Origin of the sequence: Pseudomonas medicaginis (genome assembly GCF_965119365.1) — a bacterium.
In the GTDB taxonomy this organism is placed as follows: Bacteria; Pseudomonadota; Gammaproteobacteria; order Pseudomonadales; family Pseudomonadaceae; genus Aquipseudomonas.
The window spans coordinates 4,576,127-4,593,459 of the sequence record NZ_OZ221631.1; the positions used below are offsets into that span (position 1 = coordinate 4,576,127).

Here is a 17,333-nt window from a genome sequence, read left to right on the forward strand (position 1 = left end):
CATGTGCATGTAGTCACAGATGCGTTGCGCCCCGATCCGCGCTTCGACCAGTGCCGTCAGGCTGAAACCGTCGCCGAGGTCATCGACGTTCATTGTCAGCGGGTAGTTGGTACGTTCTTCGCTGGACAGCATTTGCATGCCGTTCCAGGCCGACAACAACGCATCTGTCATCTCGATCGAGCTGTGCCGGTAATTGAGCAACGCACTGAACAGTGGTGTCGGCGACGCCACGCTGCTGCAGCGTTGGGCCAGGGCCAGGGAGGCATGCTCATGGGCCAGCATTGCGGTCAGCCGTGCGTGGGTCATCTTCACTGCATCACGCACACTTTGCTCGCCCACCGAAACGCATATCGGCAAGGTGTTGATGAACATCCCCAGCGCCCGATCAGCGCCGTCGCCACCCTGCATCCGGCCTAACAGGACCGTGCCGAACACCACGTTCTCCTGACCGGATGCCAGGGCCATGACCCGGCCCCATGCCAAGTGAATCAGGCTCGCGGCACTCACGCCCAGGCGCCGGGCCTGACTGCGCAGCCCCAGGCTCAACGCCTCATCGACGGCCACCGTCACTTCTTCGATGCCACGCCCGTCACCCTGGACCTGTGCCAGTCCGAACGGCAGCGTCGGCTCATCGATCCCGCCGAGCATCTGGCGGAAAAATGCTTCGTGTTCCGCCTCGCTCGTCCCCAGTCGTACCTGGGCCACATAGTTGCGATACGGCACCGGATCGGCCAGTTGTCCGGCCTCGCCCATCAGGTGCGCCTGCATTTCCTGTTGCACGACCTCCAAGGCCGTATGGTCCAGCGCCATGTGATGGAACAGCAGGATCGCCACCCAGCGGTCCTGGGCTTCGTCGCGGCTGTAGACCAGTTGCAGCATCGGCGCATGGCGCAGGTCCAGGCGGTAGTGGCGCGCATCGAAGCGGCTCGCCAGTTGCGTGGCGACGTCACCGGCCATGGCGTCGGCTTCGAAGCACTGTGGCTCCAGCTTCGCGTGGCGCCAGACCAACTGCAGCGGTTCGTCCAGGCCTTCCCAGGCCACGCTGGTGCGCAGGATGTCGTGACGGTCGATCACCACCTGCAACGCCCCGACGAATGCCTCGAAGCGTTCGAGGCTGTCGAAGGCGAACTGCGACTGGAGCACGTAGGGGTCGCCCTGTTCGGCGGCCAGGTGGTGGTAAAGGATGCCTTCCTGCAACGGCGCCAGCGGGTAGATGTCCTGTACGTTGCGCGCACCGCCCGGCACCGTCGATACCAGGCGATCGATCGTGTCCTGGGTCAGATCGACCAGAGGCAGCAGCTCGGGTGTGATGTGCTCGCACTCGGCCGGGATGCGGTTTTCCGGCACGCTGATTTCCTTGCCGCTGCCGATGGCGGCCGCCAGTGCCGCCAGGGTCGGCTGACTGAACAGCACCCGCACGTCGGCACTCAGGCCGGCCTGGCGCATGCGTTCGATCAGGGTCACCGCCAGCAGCGAGTGACCGCCCAGTTCGAAGAAGTGGTCGTGACGACCCACCTGTTCGACCTTGAGCACCTCGGCCCAGAGCCGGGCCAGGGTCTGTTCCACTTCGCCCTGCGGGGCTTCGTATTCGCGGCTGGCGTAGGCGTCCGCGTCCGGCGCCGGCAAGGCACGGCGGTCCAGCTTGCCGTTGGCGGTCAATGGGAAGGATGGCAGCACGACGAAGGCGCTGGGGACCATGTACTCGGCCAGCGTGCTCGCCAGTTGGCTGCGCAGGTCGTGTACCGACAGGGTGATGTTCGCTTCCGGAATCACATAACCCACCAGGCGTTTGGGTCCGTTGTCGTCCTGGCGCGCCAGTACCACGGCGTCTTTCACCCCGGCGCATTGGCCCAACCGGGCTTCGATCTCGCCCAGTTCGATGCGGAAACCACGGATCTTCACCTGGTCGTCGTTACGCCCCAGATAATCCACGGCGCCGTCGGCACGCCAGCGCGCCAGGTCGCCGGTGCGGTAGAGCAAGGCCGCCGGATCGGCGCTGAACGGGTCGGCGACGAACTTCTCGGCGGTCAGCTCGGGGCGGTTCAGGTAACCAAGGGCTACACCGTCGCCACCGATGTACAACTCGCCCGCCACACCCACCGGCACGGGTTGCTGATTCGCATCCAGCACGTAGACGCGGGTGTTGCCAATCGGATGACCAATCGGGATACCGCCCTCGCCCACGGTTTGAATTTCATAGGTGGTCGTGAATGTCGTGGCTTCGGTCGGGCCATAGCCGTTGAGCAGATGCTGCGGCGCACCGTCTTTCAGGACGCGACCGATCACCGCCGGATCCAGCACGTCGCCCCCCACGATCAGGTAGCGCAGTTGCTTGAACACCGGCAGCATGCCGTCGGCGTACTGGTGGAACAGCCCGGCAGTCATCCACAGCACGCTGACCGACTGCTCGGTCAACAGCGCGGCAAAATGTTCCCGGGACAGCAGCACGTCCTGATCGACCACCACCACGCAACCGCCGTTGAGCAGTGGCGCCCAAACGTCCAGGGTGCTGGCATCGAAGGCCGGATTGGAGGCAAACGCCACCCGATCCCGGGCGTTGAAATCCGCGTAGCCGTTGTTGATCACCAGGCGGTTGATCGCCCGATGCGGCACCAGCACACCCTTCGGTGTGCCGGTAGAGCCCGAGGTGTACATGATATAGGCGACGGATTCGGCGCTCTGCATCAGGTTCAGGTCATCAAAGATTCCGTCCAGCGCCACGGTGTCCAGGTCGACACGCAGCCTGCCTTCAGGCACGTCCATGCCAGCCAGGGTCAGCAGAACCTTCGCCCCGCTGTCTTCGACCATGAACTGTTGGCGTTCCAAAGGCGCGCTGACATCCAGCGGCACGTAGACGGCAGCGCATTTGAGCACCGCCAGTTGGCTGACCAGCAGCTCGATCGAACGCGCCAGCCCCAGCGCCACGCTGTCGCCCGGCTGTACGCCCAGGCCGACCAGATGACGGGCCAGACCATTGGCCCTGGCATTGAGCTCGCTGTATGTCAGGCACTGCCCATCCTGTACCACGGCGATGGCATGGGGACGGACCTCGGCTTGAACTTCGAACAGGCCGCTGACCGTCTGGTCCTGCGGATAAGAACGCCCGGTCGTGTTGAAACCCGTCACCACCTGCCGATGCTCGGCAGGCGAGAGAATAGACAGCCTGTTCAACAGCGTCGACGGCGCCTGCTCCAGGGATTCCACCAGGTTTTCCAGGGCAATATGCATGGAATCACACACCCGCTGCGCGCCGATCTGCGGCACCGCCAGCGCGCTCAGGTGGAAACCTTCGCCCAGATCGTCCACCGACAAGGTCAGTGGATAGTTGGTGCGCTCTTCATTGCTCAGGGTCTCGATGCCCTCCCAGCCGGCCAGCGCCTGGCTCGAACTCGCCAGGCCAGCGCTATGGCGATAGTTGAGCAAGGCACTGAACAGCGGCATCGGTGCGACCACGCCGCTGCAACGCTGGGCCAGGGCCAGGGACGCGTGCTCATGCCCCAACAGGCCGGTCAGCCGGGCGTGGGTGGCTTTCACCCCCTCACGCACACCCTGGGTACCCACCTCCACGCGCAACGGCAAGGTGTTGATGAACATGCCCAGCGCCCGGTCGGCACCGTCGCCGCCTTGCATCCGGCCCATCAGCACGGTGCCGAATACCACGTCGTCCTTGCCGGACACACGACCCAGCCACTGTGCCCAGGCCAGGTGAACCAGGCTGGCGGCACTGACGCCCAACTGACGGGCCTGGGCCCTCAGGCGCAGGCTCAACGCCCCGTCGACCGGCCGGCGGGCTTGCTCGATATCCCCTCCGTCGCCCTGTACTTCCCGCACACCGAACGGCAAGGTCGGTTCGTCGACATCGCCGAGCATCTCGCGGAAGAACCCTTCATGCTCCTGCTCGCTCACACCCAGACGGGCCTGCGCCACATAGTTGCGATACGGCACCGCCGCCAGTGGAACGGCCTCACCCAGCAGATGCGCCTGCATTTCGTGCTGAACCACCTCCATGGCGGTGTGATCCAGCGCCATGTGATGGAACAGCAATACCGCGACCCAACGCCCATTGACCGCATCTTGCGCGAAAGCCAGACGTAGCATGGGGGCCCGGGTGATATCGAGACGGTAATGCCGTGGATCGAAGCGGTCCTGCAACTGCGTCGCGATATCCCCCGCGGCGTCTGCCAGTACCACCTCTTCCACCATCAACTGCGCTTGACGCCAGACCACCTGTACCGGTGTGTCGAATCCTTGCCACACCACACTGGTGCGCAGGATGTCGTGGCGGTCGATGACATGTTGAAGTGCGTCGACGAAGGCTGTCAGCCGGTCACGACGCTTCAGATCGAAGAGCATCTTCAGCACATAGGGATCGCCCTGTTCGGCGGCCAGGTGATGATAGAGGATGCCTTCCTGCAACGGCGCCAGCGGGTAGATGTCCTGTACGTTGCGCGCACCGCCCGGCACCGTCGCGACGATCCGGTCGATGGTCTCCTGTTCAAGCGCCATCAACGTGAGCATGGCCGGCGTGATCCGTTCACAGTCGGCCGCAATCAGGTTTTCGGGAACCGTAATCTCCTTGCCACTGCCGATGGCGGCCGCCAGTGCCGCCAGGGTCGGCTGGCTGAACAGCACCCGCACGTCGGCGCTCAAACCAACCTGGCGCATGCGTTCGATCAGGGTCACCGCCAGCAGCGAGTGGCCGCCCAGTTCGAAGAAGTGGTCGTGACGACCCACCTGCTCGACCTTGAGCACCTCGGCCCAGAGCCGGGCCAGGGTCTGTTCCACTTCGCCCTGCGGGGCTTCGTATTCGCGGCTGGCGTAGGCCTCGGCGTCCGGTGCCGGCAGTGCGCGACGGTCCAGCTTGCCGTTGGCGGTCAGCGGGAAGGATGGCAACACGACGAAGGCGCTGGGGACCATGTACTCGGCCAGCGTGCTCGCCAGTTGGCTGCGCAGGTCGTGCACCGACACCGTGGCCCCCTCTTCAGGGATCACATAACCCACCAGGCGTTTGGGTCCGTTGTCGTCCTGGCGTGCCAGTACCACGGCATCTTTCACCCCGGCACATTGGCCCAACCGGGCTTCGATCTCGCCCAGTTCGATGCGGAAACCACGGATCTTCACCTGGTCGTCGTTACGCCCCAGGTAATCCACGGCGCCATCGGCACGCCAGCGCGCCAGGTCGCCAGTGCGGTAGAGCAAGGCCGCCGGATCGGCGCTGAACGGGTCGGCGACGAACTTCTCGGCGGTCAGCTCGGGGCGGTTCAGGTAACCAAGGGCTACACCGTCGCCACCGATGTACAACTCGCCCGCCACACCCACCGGCACCGGTTGCTGATTCGCATCCAGCACGTAGACGCGGGTGTTGCCGATCGGACGACCAATCGGAATCCCCCCCTCGCCCACGGTGCGGATTTCGTGCGTGGTGGTGAACGTGGTCGCTTCCGTCGGGCCATAGCCGTTGAGCAGATGCTGCGGTGCGCCATCTTTCAGGACGCGACCGATCACCGCCGGATCCAGCACATCACCACCCACGATCAGGTAGCGCAGTTGTTTGAACACCGGCAGCATGCCGTCGGCGTACTGGTGGAACAGCCCGGCAGTCATCCACAGCACGCTGACCGACTGCTCGGTCAACAGCGCGGCAAAGCGCGCCTGGTCCAGCAGCACCTCCTGCTCGACCACCACCACGCAACCGCCATTGAGCAACGGCGCCCAGACATCCAGGGTGCTGGCATCGAAGGCCGGATTGGAGGCAAACGCCACCCGATCCCGGGCGTTGAAATCCGCGTAGCCGTTGTTGATCACCAGGCGGTTGATCGCCCGATGCGGCACCAGCACACCCTTCGGTGTGCCGGTAGAGCCCGAGGTGTACATGATATAGGCGACGGATTCGGCGCTCTGGGTCAGGTCGAGGTTCGTGCACGCGTCCTCCAGCGCCACGGTGTCCAGGTCGACACGCAGCCTGCCTTCAGACACGTCCATGCCAGCCAGGGTCAGCAGCACCTTCGCCCCGCTGTCCTCGACCATGAACTGTTGGCGTTCCAAAGGCGCGCTGACATCCAGCGGCACGTAGACGGCAGCGCATTTGAGCACCGCCAGTTGGCTGACCAGCAGCTCGATCGAACGCGCCAGCCCCAGCGCCACGCTGTCGCCCGGCTGTATGCCCAGGCCGACCAGATGACGAGCCAGGCGATTGGCCCGGTCGTTCAGCTCGGCGTAGGTCAGACAGTGCTCGTCGTGCACGGCCGCCAGCGCCTCGGGATTGGCCCGCACCTGCGCTTCAAACAGACCATGGACCGTCTTGTCCCGTGGATAGTCGCGTGCGGTTGCATTGAACGCGTCCAGCACCTGTTGACGTTCGGCTTGCGGCAGCACGGTCAGGTCCTGCAGACGTGAAGCAGGGCTGGACTCCAGCGCAGTGGCAAGGCTTTGCAGTGCGCGCTCCATGTAGGCGCAGACCCGTTGAGCGCCCACACCGTTCGCCGCCAGGACCGTCAAGGCGAAATCTTCACCCAGGTCGTCCACCGACAGCGTCAGCGGATAGTTGGTGCGGGCTTCACCGCCCAGTGTCTCGATGCCCTGCCAGGCCAAGGCCTCACTCTGCGTATCCAACTGTTCGCTGGAATTGCGGTAGTTCAGCAATGCGCTGAACAGCGGTATCGGCGCACCCACCCCGCTGCAGCGCTGTGCCAGCGCCAGCGAGGCATGTTCATGCCCCAACAGCGCGGAGAGACGTCCATGAACGGCCTGGACGCCCTGCTGCACATCCTGCTGACCCACCGCCACCCGCAATGGCAAGGTATTGATGAACATCCCCAAAGCACGATCAGCGCCCTGGCCACCCTGCATCCGGCCCATCAGCACCGTACCGAACACCACGTCAGGTGTGCCCGAGACGCACGCCAGCACCTGCGCCCACGCCAAGTGATGGAGACTGGCCGCCCCCACGCCGGCCATCCGTGCCAGACGTCGCAGACGGCGGCTCAGGTCGCGGTCGAGCAGCCGCCTGGCCTCCTCGATGTCATTGCCGTCGCCCTGCACCTGTTGCAAGCCGAACGGCAGCGTCGGTTCATCCACGTCGCCGAGCATGTCGCGGAAGAACGCCTCGTGCTCTTCACGACTCACACCCAGGCGTGCCTGCGCCACATAGTGACGATAAGGCACCGGTGCATCCAACTGTCCGATCTGCCCCAACAAGTGCATCTGCATCTCGTGCTGCACCACCTTGAGCGCCGTGTGATCGAGGGCGATGTGGTGGAACAGCAGCAAGGCAACCCAACGCTGGTTGGGCTTGTCTTCGGCGAACGCCAGGCGCATCAGCGGTGCCTGGGTCATGTCAAGCCCATAGTGCCGAGCGTCGAAACGCCGGTGCAGCTGTTCAATGATGTCCCCGCCTTGCGGATCCGGCGTGAACGCCTCCAGGCCCAATCGCGCTTCGCGCCAGACCACTTGCTGAGGCTCGTCGAGACCCTCCCACACGATGGCGGTGCGCAAGATGTCGTGGCGATCGATGACGCCCTGCAACGCCCGAATGAAGTCGTCGAGGCGCTGCCGGTCCTGCAGGCCGAACAGGGCCTGCAAGACATAGGGATCGCCCTGCTCGGCCGAGAGGTGATGGTAGAGAATGCCTTCCTGGAGCGGTGCCACGGGGTAGATTTCTTGCACGTTGCGCGCGCCACCCGGCACCGTCGCCACGATGCGGTCGATGGCATCCTGGTCCAGGCTGGTCAACGACAGCATTTGCGGCGTGATCTTCATGCAGCCGTGGGCAATGCCGTTGGCCGGCACCACGATTTCGCTGCGCCCGCCCACTGCCGCCGCCAATGCCGACAGCGTCGGTTGGCCGAACAATACACGCACGTCGGCACTCAGGCCGGCTTGACGCATGCGCTCGATCAGGCTGACGGCCAACAGCGAATGACCGCCCAGCTCGAAGAACTGGTCGTGACGGCCCACCTGTTGCAAGCCCAGCAGGTCCTGCCAGATCTGCGCCAGGGCGGTTTCGACTTCGCCTCGGGGGGCTTCGTAGCCGCGGGTGATGACCGAATCCAGGTCCGGGGCCGGCAAGGTCTTGCGGTCGAGCTTGCCGTTGGGGGTCAGCGGCATGGCGTCGAGACGCACATACGCCACGGGCACCATGTATTCCGGCAATTGCCCTTGCAGGTGGCGGCGCAGGGTTTCGATGTCCGCTGTTTCGTTCGCCGCAGTGAAGTAGGCCACCAGGCGCTTGTCGCCGGGCACGTCTTCGCGGGCCAGCACCACCGCTTCCTTCACGGCATCATGTTGGGCGAGCTTGGCTTCGATCTCGCCCAGTTCGATGCGGAAACCACGGATCTTCACCTGGTCGTCGTTGCGGCCCAGGTATTCGATGTTGCCGTCCGGGAGATAACGGCCCAGGTCGCCGGTCTTGTACATCCGGGCGTTTAAGGCACTGCTGAACGGATCCTTGAGGAAACGTTCAGCCGTCAGGTCATCACGATTGAGATAACCACGGGCGACACCTGCGCCGCCGATGTAGATTTCACCCGGCACGCCCAGCGGTACCGGTTGCTTGTGTTCATCCAGCAGATAGAACTGAGTGTTCGCCACTGGTTTGCCGATATGCGCGGCAAACCCATCTTCGCGAGCCATCGATACCCAGCTTGAGTACGTCGTGGTTTCCGAAGGACCATAGAGGTTGCACAAGCGCTTGACCGAAGTCTGTTCAAACAGTGTTTCCACGAGGCTGCGCTTGAGGGCTTCACCGGCCACGTTCACCGTGTCCACGCCCTCGCCCAGCCCACCGGCTTCCAACAGCGCCTTGAGCGCCGACGGCACGGTGTTGATCAGGGTGATGTCGTGCTCGCCCTGTTGCAGTTCCAGCACATTAGTGACCACCTCGATGCTGCCGCCCGACGTCAGCGGTGCGAAGCACTCGTAGACCGCCAGGTCGAAGTTCAGCGACGTCGAGAACAAGGTTTTCGACAGGGTCTGGGCATCAAATGACCGATGCGCCCACGTCAGGAAATTCACCGTGTTGCGGTGTTCGATCATCACGCCTTTCGGCAAACCGGTGGAACCGGAGGTGTAGATCACGTAGGCCAGATGGGACGAAGTCAGCTCGGCAATCACAGGATTCGAGACGGACTCGTCCTGCCAGAGCCCACTGCCCAAATCAATCACCGGCATCGAAGCACCGGCCAACAACCCCACTGTCGCCGCCTGCACCAGCACCACCGCCGGCGCACTGTCCTCCAGCATGTAGGCAATCCGATCCGCCGGATACGCCGGATCCAGCGGCACATAACCACCGCCCGCCTTGAGGATCGCCAGCAGGCCCACGACCATATCGATACCACGCTCGACACAGATCGCCACCCGCGAGTCGGGCTGCACGCCCTGCCCACGCAGGTAATGCGCCAGGCGGTTGGCCTGCTCGTTCAGCTCGCGATAGCTCAGGCGCTGCCCGCCATGCAGCACCGCCAGCGCATCCGGCGTGCGCTGCACCTGCTCCTCGAACAGCCCGTGAATCGTCTGTTCCAGCGGATACTCGGCGTCAGTGGCATTGAAGCATTCCAACTGACGACGTTCGGCATCGTCCGGCAGCACGATGTCGCTGATGGCGACGCGAGCATCCGCCACCATCGCCCGCAACATGCGTTCCAGATAGCCGAGGTAACGCTCCATGGTCGTCTGGTCGAACAACGCCGTGGCGTACTCCAGGGAGCCTGAAATCAGGCCATCTACCTCACCCAGGTTCAGTGACACATCGAATTTCGCGCTATGCCCCGGTGCCTCCACGGTCTCCAGCGTCAGTCCTTCCAGGACGAGGTTCTGTTCAACGGCTGCCTGCCAGGACAGCATGGCCTGGAACAACGGACTGTGGGACAGGCTGCGCATCGGCTTGACCCGCTCCACCACTTGCTCGAACGGCAGGTCCTGATGGGCCTGGGCGCTCAACGTCTGTGCCTTTACCCGTTGCAGCAACGTTTCGACGCTCGGCCCCCCGGACACATCAACGGGCACGGCCAAGGTGTTGACGAAGAACCCGATCAGTTCCTCGACCTCCACGCGCCGACGGTTGGCCGTCGGCGAGCCGATGACGATCGTATCCTGCCCCGAGAGGCGGCCAAGCACCGCCGCCCAACCGGCCAGCACCGTCATGTACAAGGTCGTGCCGTGGCGCTGGCTCAACGCCTTGAGATCGGCCGTCAGCGCCTCATCGAAGAGCACCGGCAAACGCGCTCCGGCATAGTCCTGCTGCGCGGGTCGCGGACGGTCTACGGGCAAGGTCAATAAAGGCGGTGCATCCGCCAGTGTCCGTTGCCAGTAGGCATTCTGCTCACTCAACACGTCGCCGCTCAGCCAGCGGCGCTGCCAGACGGCATAGTCCGCATATTGGATCGGCAGCGGTGACAACGGATCGGCCGCGCCATGCAGGCAAGCCTGGTAGAGCCTCCCCAACTCACGGGTCAGCACGTCCATCGACCAACCATCCGAGACGATGTGGTGCAGGGTCACCAGCAGAACATGCGTCTCGTCCGCCAGCCGCACGAGGCGACCGCGGATCAAGGGCCCCCGTTGCAGATCGAACGGCGCCCGCGCCTCGTCCGCGGCCAACCGGGCCAGTTCGCCTTCGGCGTCGGTATGCAGGGACAGGTCATGGAACGTCAAGGCAAAGCCGGCCCCTTCGACGGCGATGCACTGCACCACCTCACCGTCGACCTTGTCGAACGTGGTGCGTAACGCTTCGTGACGCGCCACGATCCGGTCCAATGCCCCATGCAGGGCTTGCGGTGACAGCCGGCCCTTGAGACGCAAGCCACCGCAGATGTGATAAGCAGCGCTGCCGTCCATCTGCGCCAAAAACCACAGGCGCTGCTGTGCGAACGACAGGGGCAACGCACTGTCGCGCGGCACCGCCTCGATGGGCGGCAACGTGCTTGCCGACGCCTGGGAGGCCCAGGCTGACAATCCCATCAATCCGGAGTTGGCAAACAGTTCCGCCAGGGTCAGTTCCACGCCCAGTTGCTGGCGCACCTGAGACATCAATCGCACGGCCAGCAACGAATGCCCGCCCAGCTCGAAGAAATCGTCATGACGACCGATCTGCTCCACGCCCAGCAACTGACGCCAGATATCGGCGATGCGCATTTCCATGTCGCCCTGTGGCGCCTCATGGTCGCGGCTCGAATAGGCCGCGCTGTCCGGGGCGGGGAGCGCTCGGCGATCAAGCTTGCCATTGGCCGTCAAAGGCAGCGCGTCGAGGCGCACATAAACCGACGGCACCATGTGCCGGGGCAAATGCACCTGCAATTGCGCACGCAAATCGTCGGCCGCCAGGGCCGGGTATTCGCCCTCGTGTGACGTGTAATAGGCCACCAGACGCTTGTCATCCGGTGTGTCACCAGCCGCGATGACCACAGCCTCGCGCACACCGGCACAATCACTGAGCCTGGATTCGATTTCACCCAGTTCAATGCGCAAGCCGCGTATTTTCAGCTGACCATCATTGCGCCCCAGGTATTCGATATTGCCGTCCGGCAAATAACGTCCAAGGTCACCGGTACGGTACATCCTCGCGCCTTGCACGGGGCTGAATGGGTCTTGCACGAAACGCTCGACGGTCAGCTCGGCACGGTTCAAGTAACCTCGCGCGACCCCTGCGCCCCCGATATAAAGCTCACCCGTCGCACCGACCGGAACCGGTTGCAAGTGTGCATCGAGCAGGTAGATCCGTGTGTTGCCCACCGGCTTGCCGATATGCAACACCGCCTGGGCGGCGTCGATCCGGCCCGAGGTGGCGACCACCGTGGTTTCCGTGGGGCCATAGTTGTTGATCAGCGTAAAGCGTGGGTCGACGGGCTGTCGGCGCAGACGGTCACCACCGATCAGCAGCGTACGCAACCGATCGTGGCTGAGGTTGCTGCCGAAGGCGTACTCGGCAATCGGCGTAGGCAGGAAGCACACATCCAGCGCCTGGGCCTGCCACCAATCCAGCAGTGCGTCGACATCCTCGCTGCCCGCATGGGCCGGTGGCAGCAACAGCGTGGCCCCGGCGCACAGGGCGGGCCAGATCTCCCAGGCCGCGGCGTCGAAACCGAAGCCGGCAACGCTGGACGTGCGGCTGCCGCGCACCAGTTCGAAGGCCTGACAATGCCACCCCACCAGGTTGTTGAGGTTGCGATGCTCGACCATCACCCCTTTGGGCAGACCGGTCGACCCCGAGGTGTAGATCACATAGACCAGATGACTTGGCTCCAGGTCCGGCACCTGAGGGTTGGCACCGCCGCCGTCGGGGCTGATCTCGTGTTCAAGATCGATCACCGGCACCGATACGTCGACCATGAGGCCGCCGGTAGCCAGTTGCACCAGGACCGCCGCCGGGGCGCTGTCCTGCAGCATGTAGGCAATGCGCTCGGCCGGATAGGCCGGGTCTATCGGTACGTAACCCGCCCCGGACTTCAGGATGCCCAGCAACCCGACGATCATCTCCAGGCTGCGCTCGACACAGATCGCCACGCGGTCATCCGGGCGCACACCCAGCTCCAGCAGATGATGAGCGACCTGGTTCGCCCGGGTGTTGAGTTCGCCGTAGCTCAGTGACCGGCCTTCATACACCACCGCCGTCGCCTCAGGCTGCAGGGTGGCCTGGTCTTCGACCTGGCGATGAATCAGCGCCTGTTCGGCATACACCGCACCCGTGGCGTTCCAGGTCTCGATCAACTGTCGACGCTCGGCCTGGGGCAGGATGTCCAGGCTGTGCAAAGGCGCTTGCGGTGCCTGCTCCAACGCATCAACCAGACTTTCCAATGCCACCTGCATATAGTCACAGATGCGCTGGGCGCCAATAGGGGATTGGACTTGCGCCGTGAGGCTGAACCCCTCGCCCAGGTCGTCCACTGAGAGCGTCAGCGGGTAGTTGGTACGTTCCTCGCCTCCCAGGGCTTCGATCCCCTGCCAGGCTGATGACGATTGCAGTGCGAGGGGTTCGGCCACCGTATGCCGGTAGTTGAGTAATGCGCTGAATAGCGGTGTGGGCGCGGCCACGCCACTGCAACGTTGGGCCAGCGCCAGGGAAGCGTGTTCATGCCCCAACAAACCGGTCAACCGTTCATGGGTCGCCAACACGCCGTCACGCACACTGAGTGCCCCCAGTCGCACGCCGATTGGCAAGGTATTGATAAACATGCCCAGTGCTCGGTCTGCGCCTTCGCCGCCCTGCATCCGGCCCATCAATACCGTACCGAACACGACGTCTTCGCGGCCCGATACCCGGCCCAGCACCTGAGCCCAGGCCAGATGATGCAGACTGGCCGCACTCACGCCCAACCGGCGCGCCTGCCTGCGCAAGCGTTGGCTCAGATCGGGGGCGATGCCCTGACTGGCTTCTTCGACGCTACTGCCGTCGCCACGCAGATCCTGTAGACCGAACGGCAGCGTCGGTTCATCGACAGCGCCGAGCATCTCGCGGAAAAACGCCTCATGCGCCTTCGGACTGACGCCCAGGCGAGCCTGGGCCACATAATTGCGGTACGGCACCGCCTCGCCCATCTGGTCGGCCTGTCCGAGCAAATGAGCCTGCATTTCATGGCGAACCACTTCCAGCGCCGTGTGATCGAGCGCCATGTGATGGAACAGCAGTGTCGCCACCCAACGCCGGTTCACCGCATCCTCGGCAAAGCGGATACGCATCAACGGAGCCTGGCGGATGTCCAGGCGCGCATCGAAGTCTGCCTGCAGTTGATCGGCAATATCGCCGTCCTCATGGCGCAACGCCACTTGTTCGACACCCAGCGCGGCCTTGCGCCAGACCACTTGCACCGGTTCATCGAGGCCGTCCCAGGCCATGGACGTACGCAGGATGTCGTGACGATCGATCACGCCTTGCAGGGCCTGGGTGAAATCGTCGAGACGCTTGCGGCTATCGAAGGCAAACTGCGCTTGCAATACGTAGGGGTCGCCCTGCTCAGCGGCGAAATGGTGATAAAGGATGCCTTCCTGCAAGGGTGCCAGCGGATAGATGTCTTGCACATTGCCCACGCCACCCGGCACGCTCGCCACGATGCGGTCGATAGCGTCCTGGGTCAGTGTCACCAGCGGCAGCAAATCGGGGGTGATGCGTTGGCAATCCGGCGCGATCAGGTTCGCCGGAACCTGAACCTCGCGGTCGTCATGACGGCCGACCGCAGCCGCCAGCGCGGCCAGGGTGGGCTGGCCGAACAGAATGCGCACATCGGCGCTCAGGTTGACCTGTCGCATCCGCTCGATCAGGCTGACGGCCAGCAGCGAATGGCCGCCCAGCTCGAAGAAGTGGTCGTGACGGCCGACCTGTTGCAGGCCCAGCAGGTCCTGCCAGATCTGCGCCAGGGCGGTTTCGACTTCGCCTCGGGGGGCTTCGTAGCCGCGGCTGATCAATGCATCGTGGTCCGGGGCTGGCAGGGCCTTGCGGTCGAGCTTGCCGTTGGGGGTCAGCGGCATGGCGTCGAGACGCACATAGGCCACGGGCACCATGTATTCCGGCAATTGCCCTTGCAGGTGGCGGCGCAGGGTTTCGAGGTCCGCTGTTTCGTTCGCCGCAGTGAAGTAGGCCACCAGGCGCTTGTCGCCGGGTACGTCTTCGCGGGCCAGCACCACCGCTTCCTTCACGGCATCATGTTGGGCGAGCTTGGCTTCGATCTCGCCCAGTTCGATGCGGAAACCACGGATCTTCACCTGGTCGTCGTTACGGCCCAGGTATTCGATGTTGCCGTCCGGGAGATAGCGGCCCAAGTCGCCGGTCTTGTACATCCGGGCGTTTAAGGCACTGCTGAACGGATCCTTGAGGAAGCGTTCTTCGGTGAGGTCGTCACGATTGAGATAACCCCGCGCCACACCGGCACCACCGATGTAGATTTCACCCGGAACGCCCAGCGGAACCGGTTGTTTATGTTCGTCCAGCAAGTAGAACTGGGTGTTGGCGACCGGTTTGCCGATGTGGGCAGCAAAACCGTCTTCACGAGCCATCGAGACCCAACTCGAATAGGTCGTGGTTTCCGAAGGACCATAGAGGTTGCACAAGCGCTTGACCGAAGTCTGTTCAAACAGTGTTTCCACGAGGCTGCGCTTGAGGGCTTCACCGGCCACGTTCACCGTGTCCACGCCCTCGCCCAGCCCACCGGCTTCCAGCAACGCCTTGAGCGCCGATGGCACGGTGTTGACCAGGGTGATGTCGTGCTCACCCTGCTGCAGTTCCAGCACATTAGTGACGACTTCGATGCTGCCGCCGCTAGTCAATGGTGCAAAGCATTCATACACGGCCAGGTCGAAGTTCAGCGAGGTCGAGAACAAAGTTTTCGACAGGGTCTGGGCATCGAACGACCGATGGGCCCAGGTCAGGAAGTTCACCGTGTTGCGGTGTTCGATCATCACGCCTTTGGGCAAACCAGTGGAACCGGAGGTGTAGATCACGTAGGCCAGATGGGACGAAGTCAGCTCGGCAATCACAGGATTCGAGACGGACTCGTCCTGCCAGAGCTCGCTACCGAGGTCGATCACCGGCATCGAAGCACCGGCCAACAACCCAACCGTTGCCGACTGGGCCAGCACCACCGCCGGCGCACTGTCTTCCAGCATGTAGCCAATCCGGTCCAGCGGATACGCCGGATCCAGCGGCACATAACCACCGCCCGCCTTGAGGATCGCCAGCAGGCCCACGACCATGTCGATACCACGCTCGACACAGATCGCCACCCGCGAGTCGGGCTGCACGCCCTGCCCACGCAGGTAATGCGCCAGGCGGTTGGCCTGCTCGTTCAATTCAGCATAAGTCAGGCGCTGCCCGCCATGCAGCACCGCCAGCGCATCCGGCGTGCGCTGCACCTGCTCCTCGAACAGCCCGTGAATGGTCTGCTCGAGAGGGAAATGAGCGGCGGTGCTGTTGAAGTCCTGCAACACCTGCCAACGCTCGTGCTCAGAAAGGATTTCCAGATCGTTGATCGCGGACTCTGGCGCACACTCCAGTGCCTCCACCAGGCTCGCCAGGGCCGTCTGCATGTAGGCGCCGACCTGCCGCGCATCAACCCCGCCGGCCGTCTGCACGCTCAGCAGGAAGCCTTCGCCCTGATCGTCCACCGACAACATGCACGGATAGTTGGTCCGCTCCATGACCTCCAACACCTGCGTACCCGCCCAACGGTCGACACTGTCGCCGTCCTGGAGCGGGCTGTGGCGATAGTTCAGCAACGCACTGAACAGCGGCAGCGAAGCCGGCACGCCACTGCAACGCTGGGCCAGTGCCAGCGAGGCGTGTTCGTGGCCCAACAGGGCCGTCAGGCGCGCGTGTGTCGCCTTGACCCCGGCGCGTACGTCCTGCCCGCCCACGTTCACCCGCAACGGCAGGGTATTGATGAACATGCCCAGGGCGCGATCCGCGCCCTCGCCGCTCTGCATGCGCCCCAGCAGTACGGTGCCGAAGACCACGTCCTCACGACCGGACACGCGCCCCAGTACCCTTGCCCACGCCAGGTGATGCAAGGCTGCCGCGCTCACGCCCAGTTGGCGTGCCTGCTGCCGCAGACGCCGGCAAAGATCCGGATCGAGGTTCAGCTTGACCTCTTCGATACCCCGGCCATCCCCCTGGACTTCCCGCAGACCGAACGGCAGCGTCGGCTCGTCGACATCAGCGAGCATGTCGCGGAAGAAGCGCTCATGTTGCTCACGCGGCACGCCCAACAGCGTTTGCGCCACGTAATTACGGTAAGGCATGGCCGCTTCCAGGCGGTCGCCCTCGCCATTGAGGAACGCCAGCATTTCCTCCTGCATCACGTCCAGGGCGGTATGGTCCAGGGCGATGTGGTGAAACAGCAGAACCGCGACCCAGCGCTGGTGCACACTGTCCCAGGCGCAGGCCAGGCGCATCAATGGCGCCTTGTCGAGGTCCAGTCGGCAATGGCGCGGATCGAACAACCCTTGCAACTGCGCCGCGATATCGCCCCTGGCCGGATCGAGGGCCTGCTCTTCGAGCGTCAACCGGCTCTGGCGCAGAACCACCTGCAACGGCGCCTCAAGGCCTTCGCGCAGCAGCGCGGTCCTGAGGATATCGTGCCGGTCGATCACCGCCTGCAAGGCCGCGACGAAGCCATCGAGTTGAGCACGGCTGTCCATGGCGAAGGTGGCTTGCAGCAGGTACGGATCGCCTTCTTCGGCAGCGATGTGGTGATAGAGAATGCCTTCCTGCAACGGTGCCAGCGGGTAGATGTCCTGGACATTGCCGGCACCGCCCGGCACACCGGCGACGATCCGGTCGAGGGTTTCCTGGTCCAGCGTCACCAGCGGCAGCATCGACGGGGTGATTCGTTGGCACCCCGCAGCAA

General features: G+C 64.0%; 1 protein-coding gene and 2 pseudogenes (1 of these 3 cut by a window edge). All 3 read right to left on the reverse strand.

Annotated features, from left to right (window positions below):
* Nucleotides 1-12,771, reverse strand: the 5' portion of a protein-coding gene (locus ACMTA2_RS31560) for an amino acid adenylation domain-containing protein (protein ID WP_490166889.1). 5,151 nt of this gene lie to the left of the window's left edge; only the first 12,771 of its 17,922 coding nucleotides appear in the window; it begins with the start codon at nucleotides 12,769-12,771; its stop codon lies beyond the left edge, outside the window.
* A pseudogene (locus tag ACMTA2_RS31565) lies at nucleotides 12,763-14,241 on the reverse strand (condensation domain-containing protein); the annotation flags it as partial. The pseudogene ACMTA2_RS31565 and the gene ACMTA2_RS31560, both read right to left, overlap by 9 nt.
* Nucleotides 14,215-17,301 (reverse strand): annotated as a pseudogene (locus tag ACMTA2_RS31570) (non-ribosomal peptide synthetase); the annotation flags it as partial. The pseudogenes ACMTA2_RS31570 and ACMTA2_RS31565, both read right to left, overlap by 27 nt.
* Nucleotides 17,302-17,333: the final 32 nt, after the last annotated feature.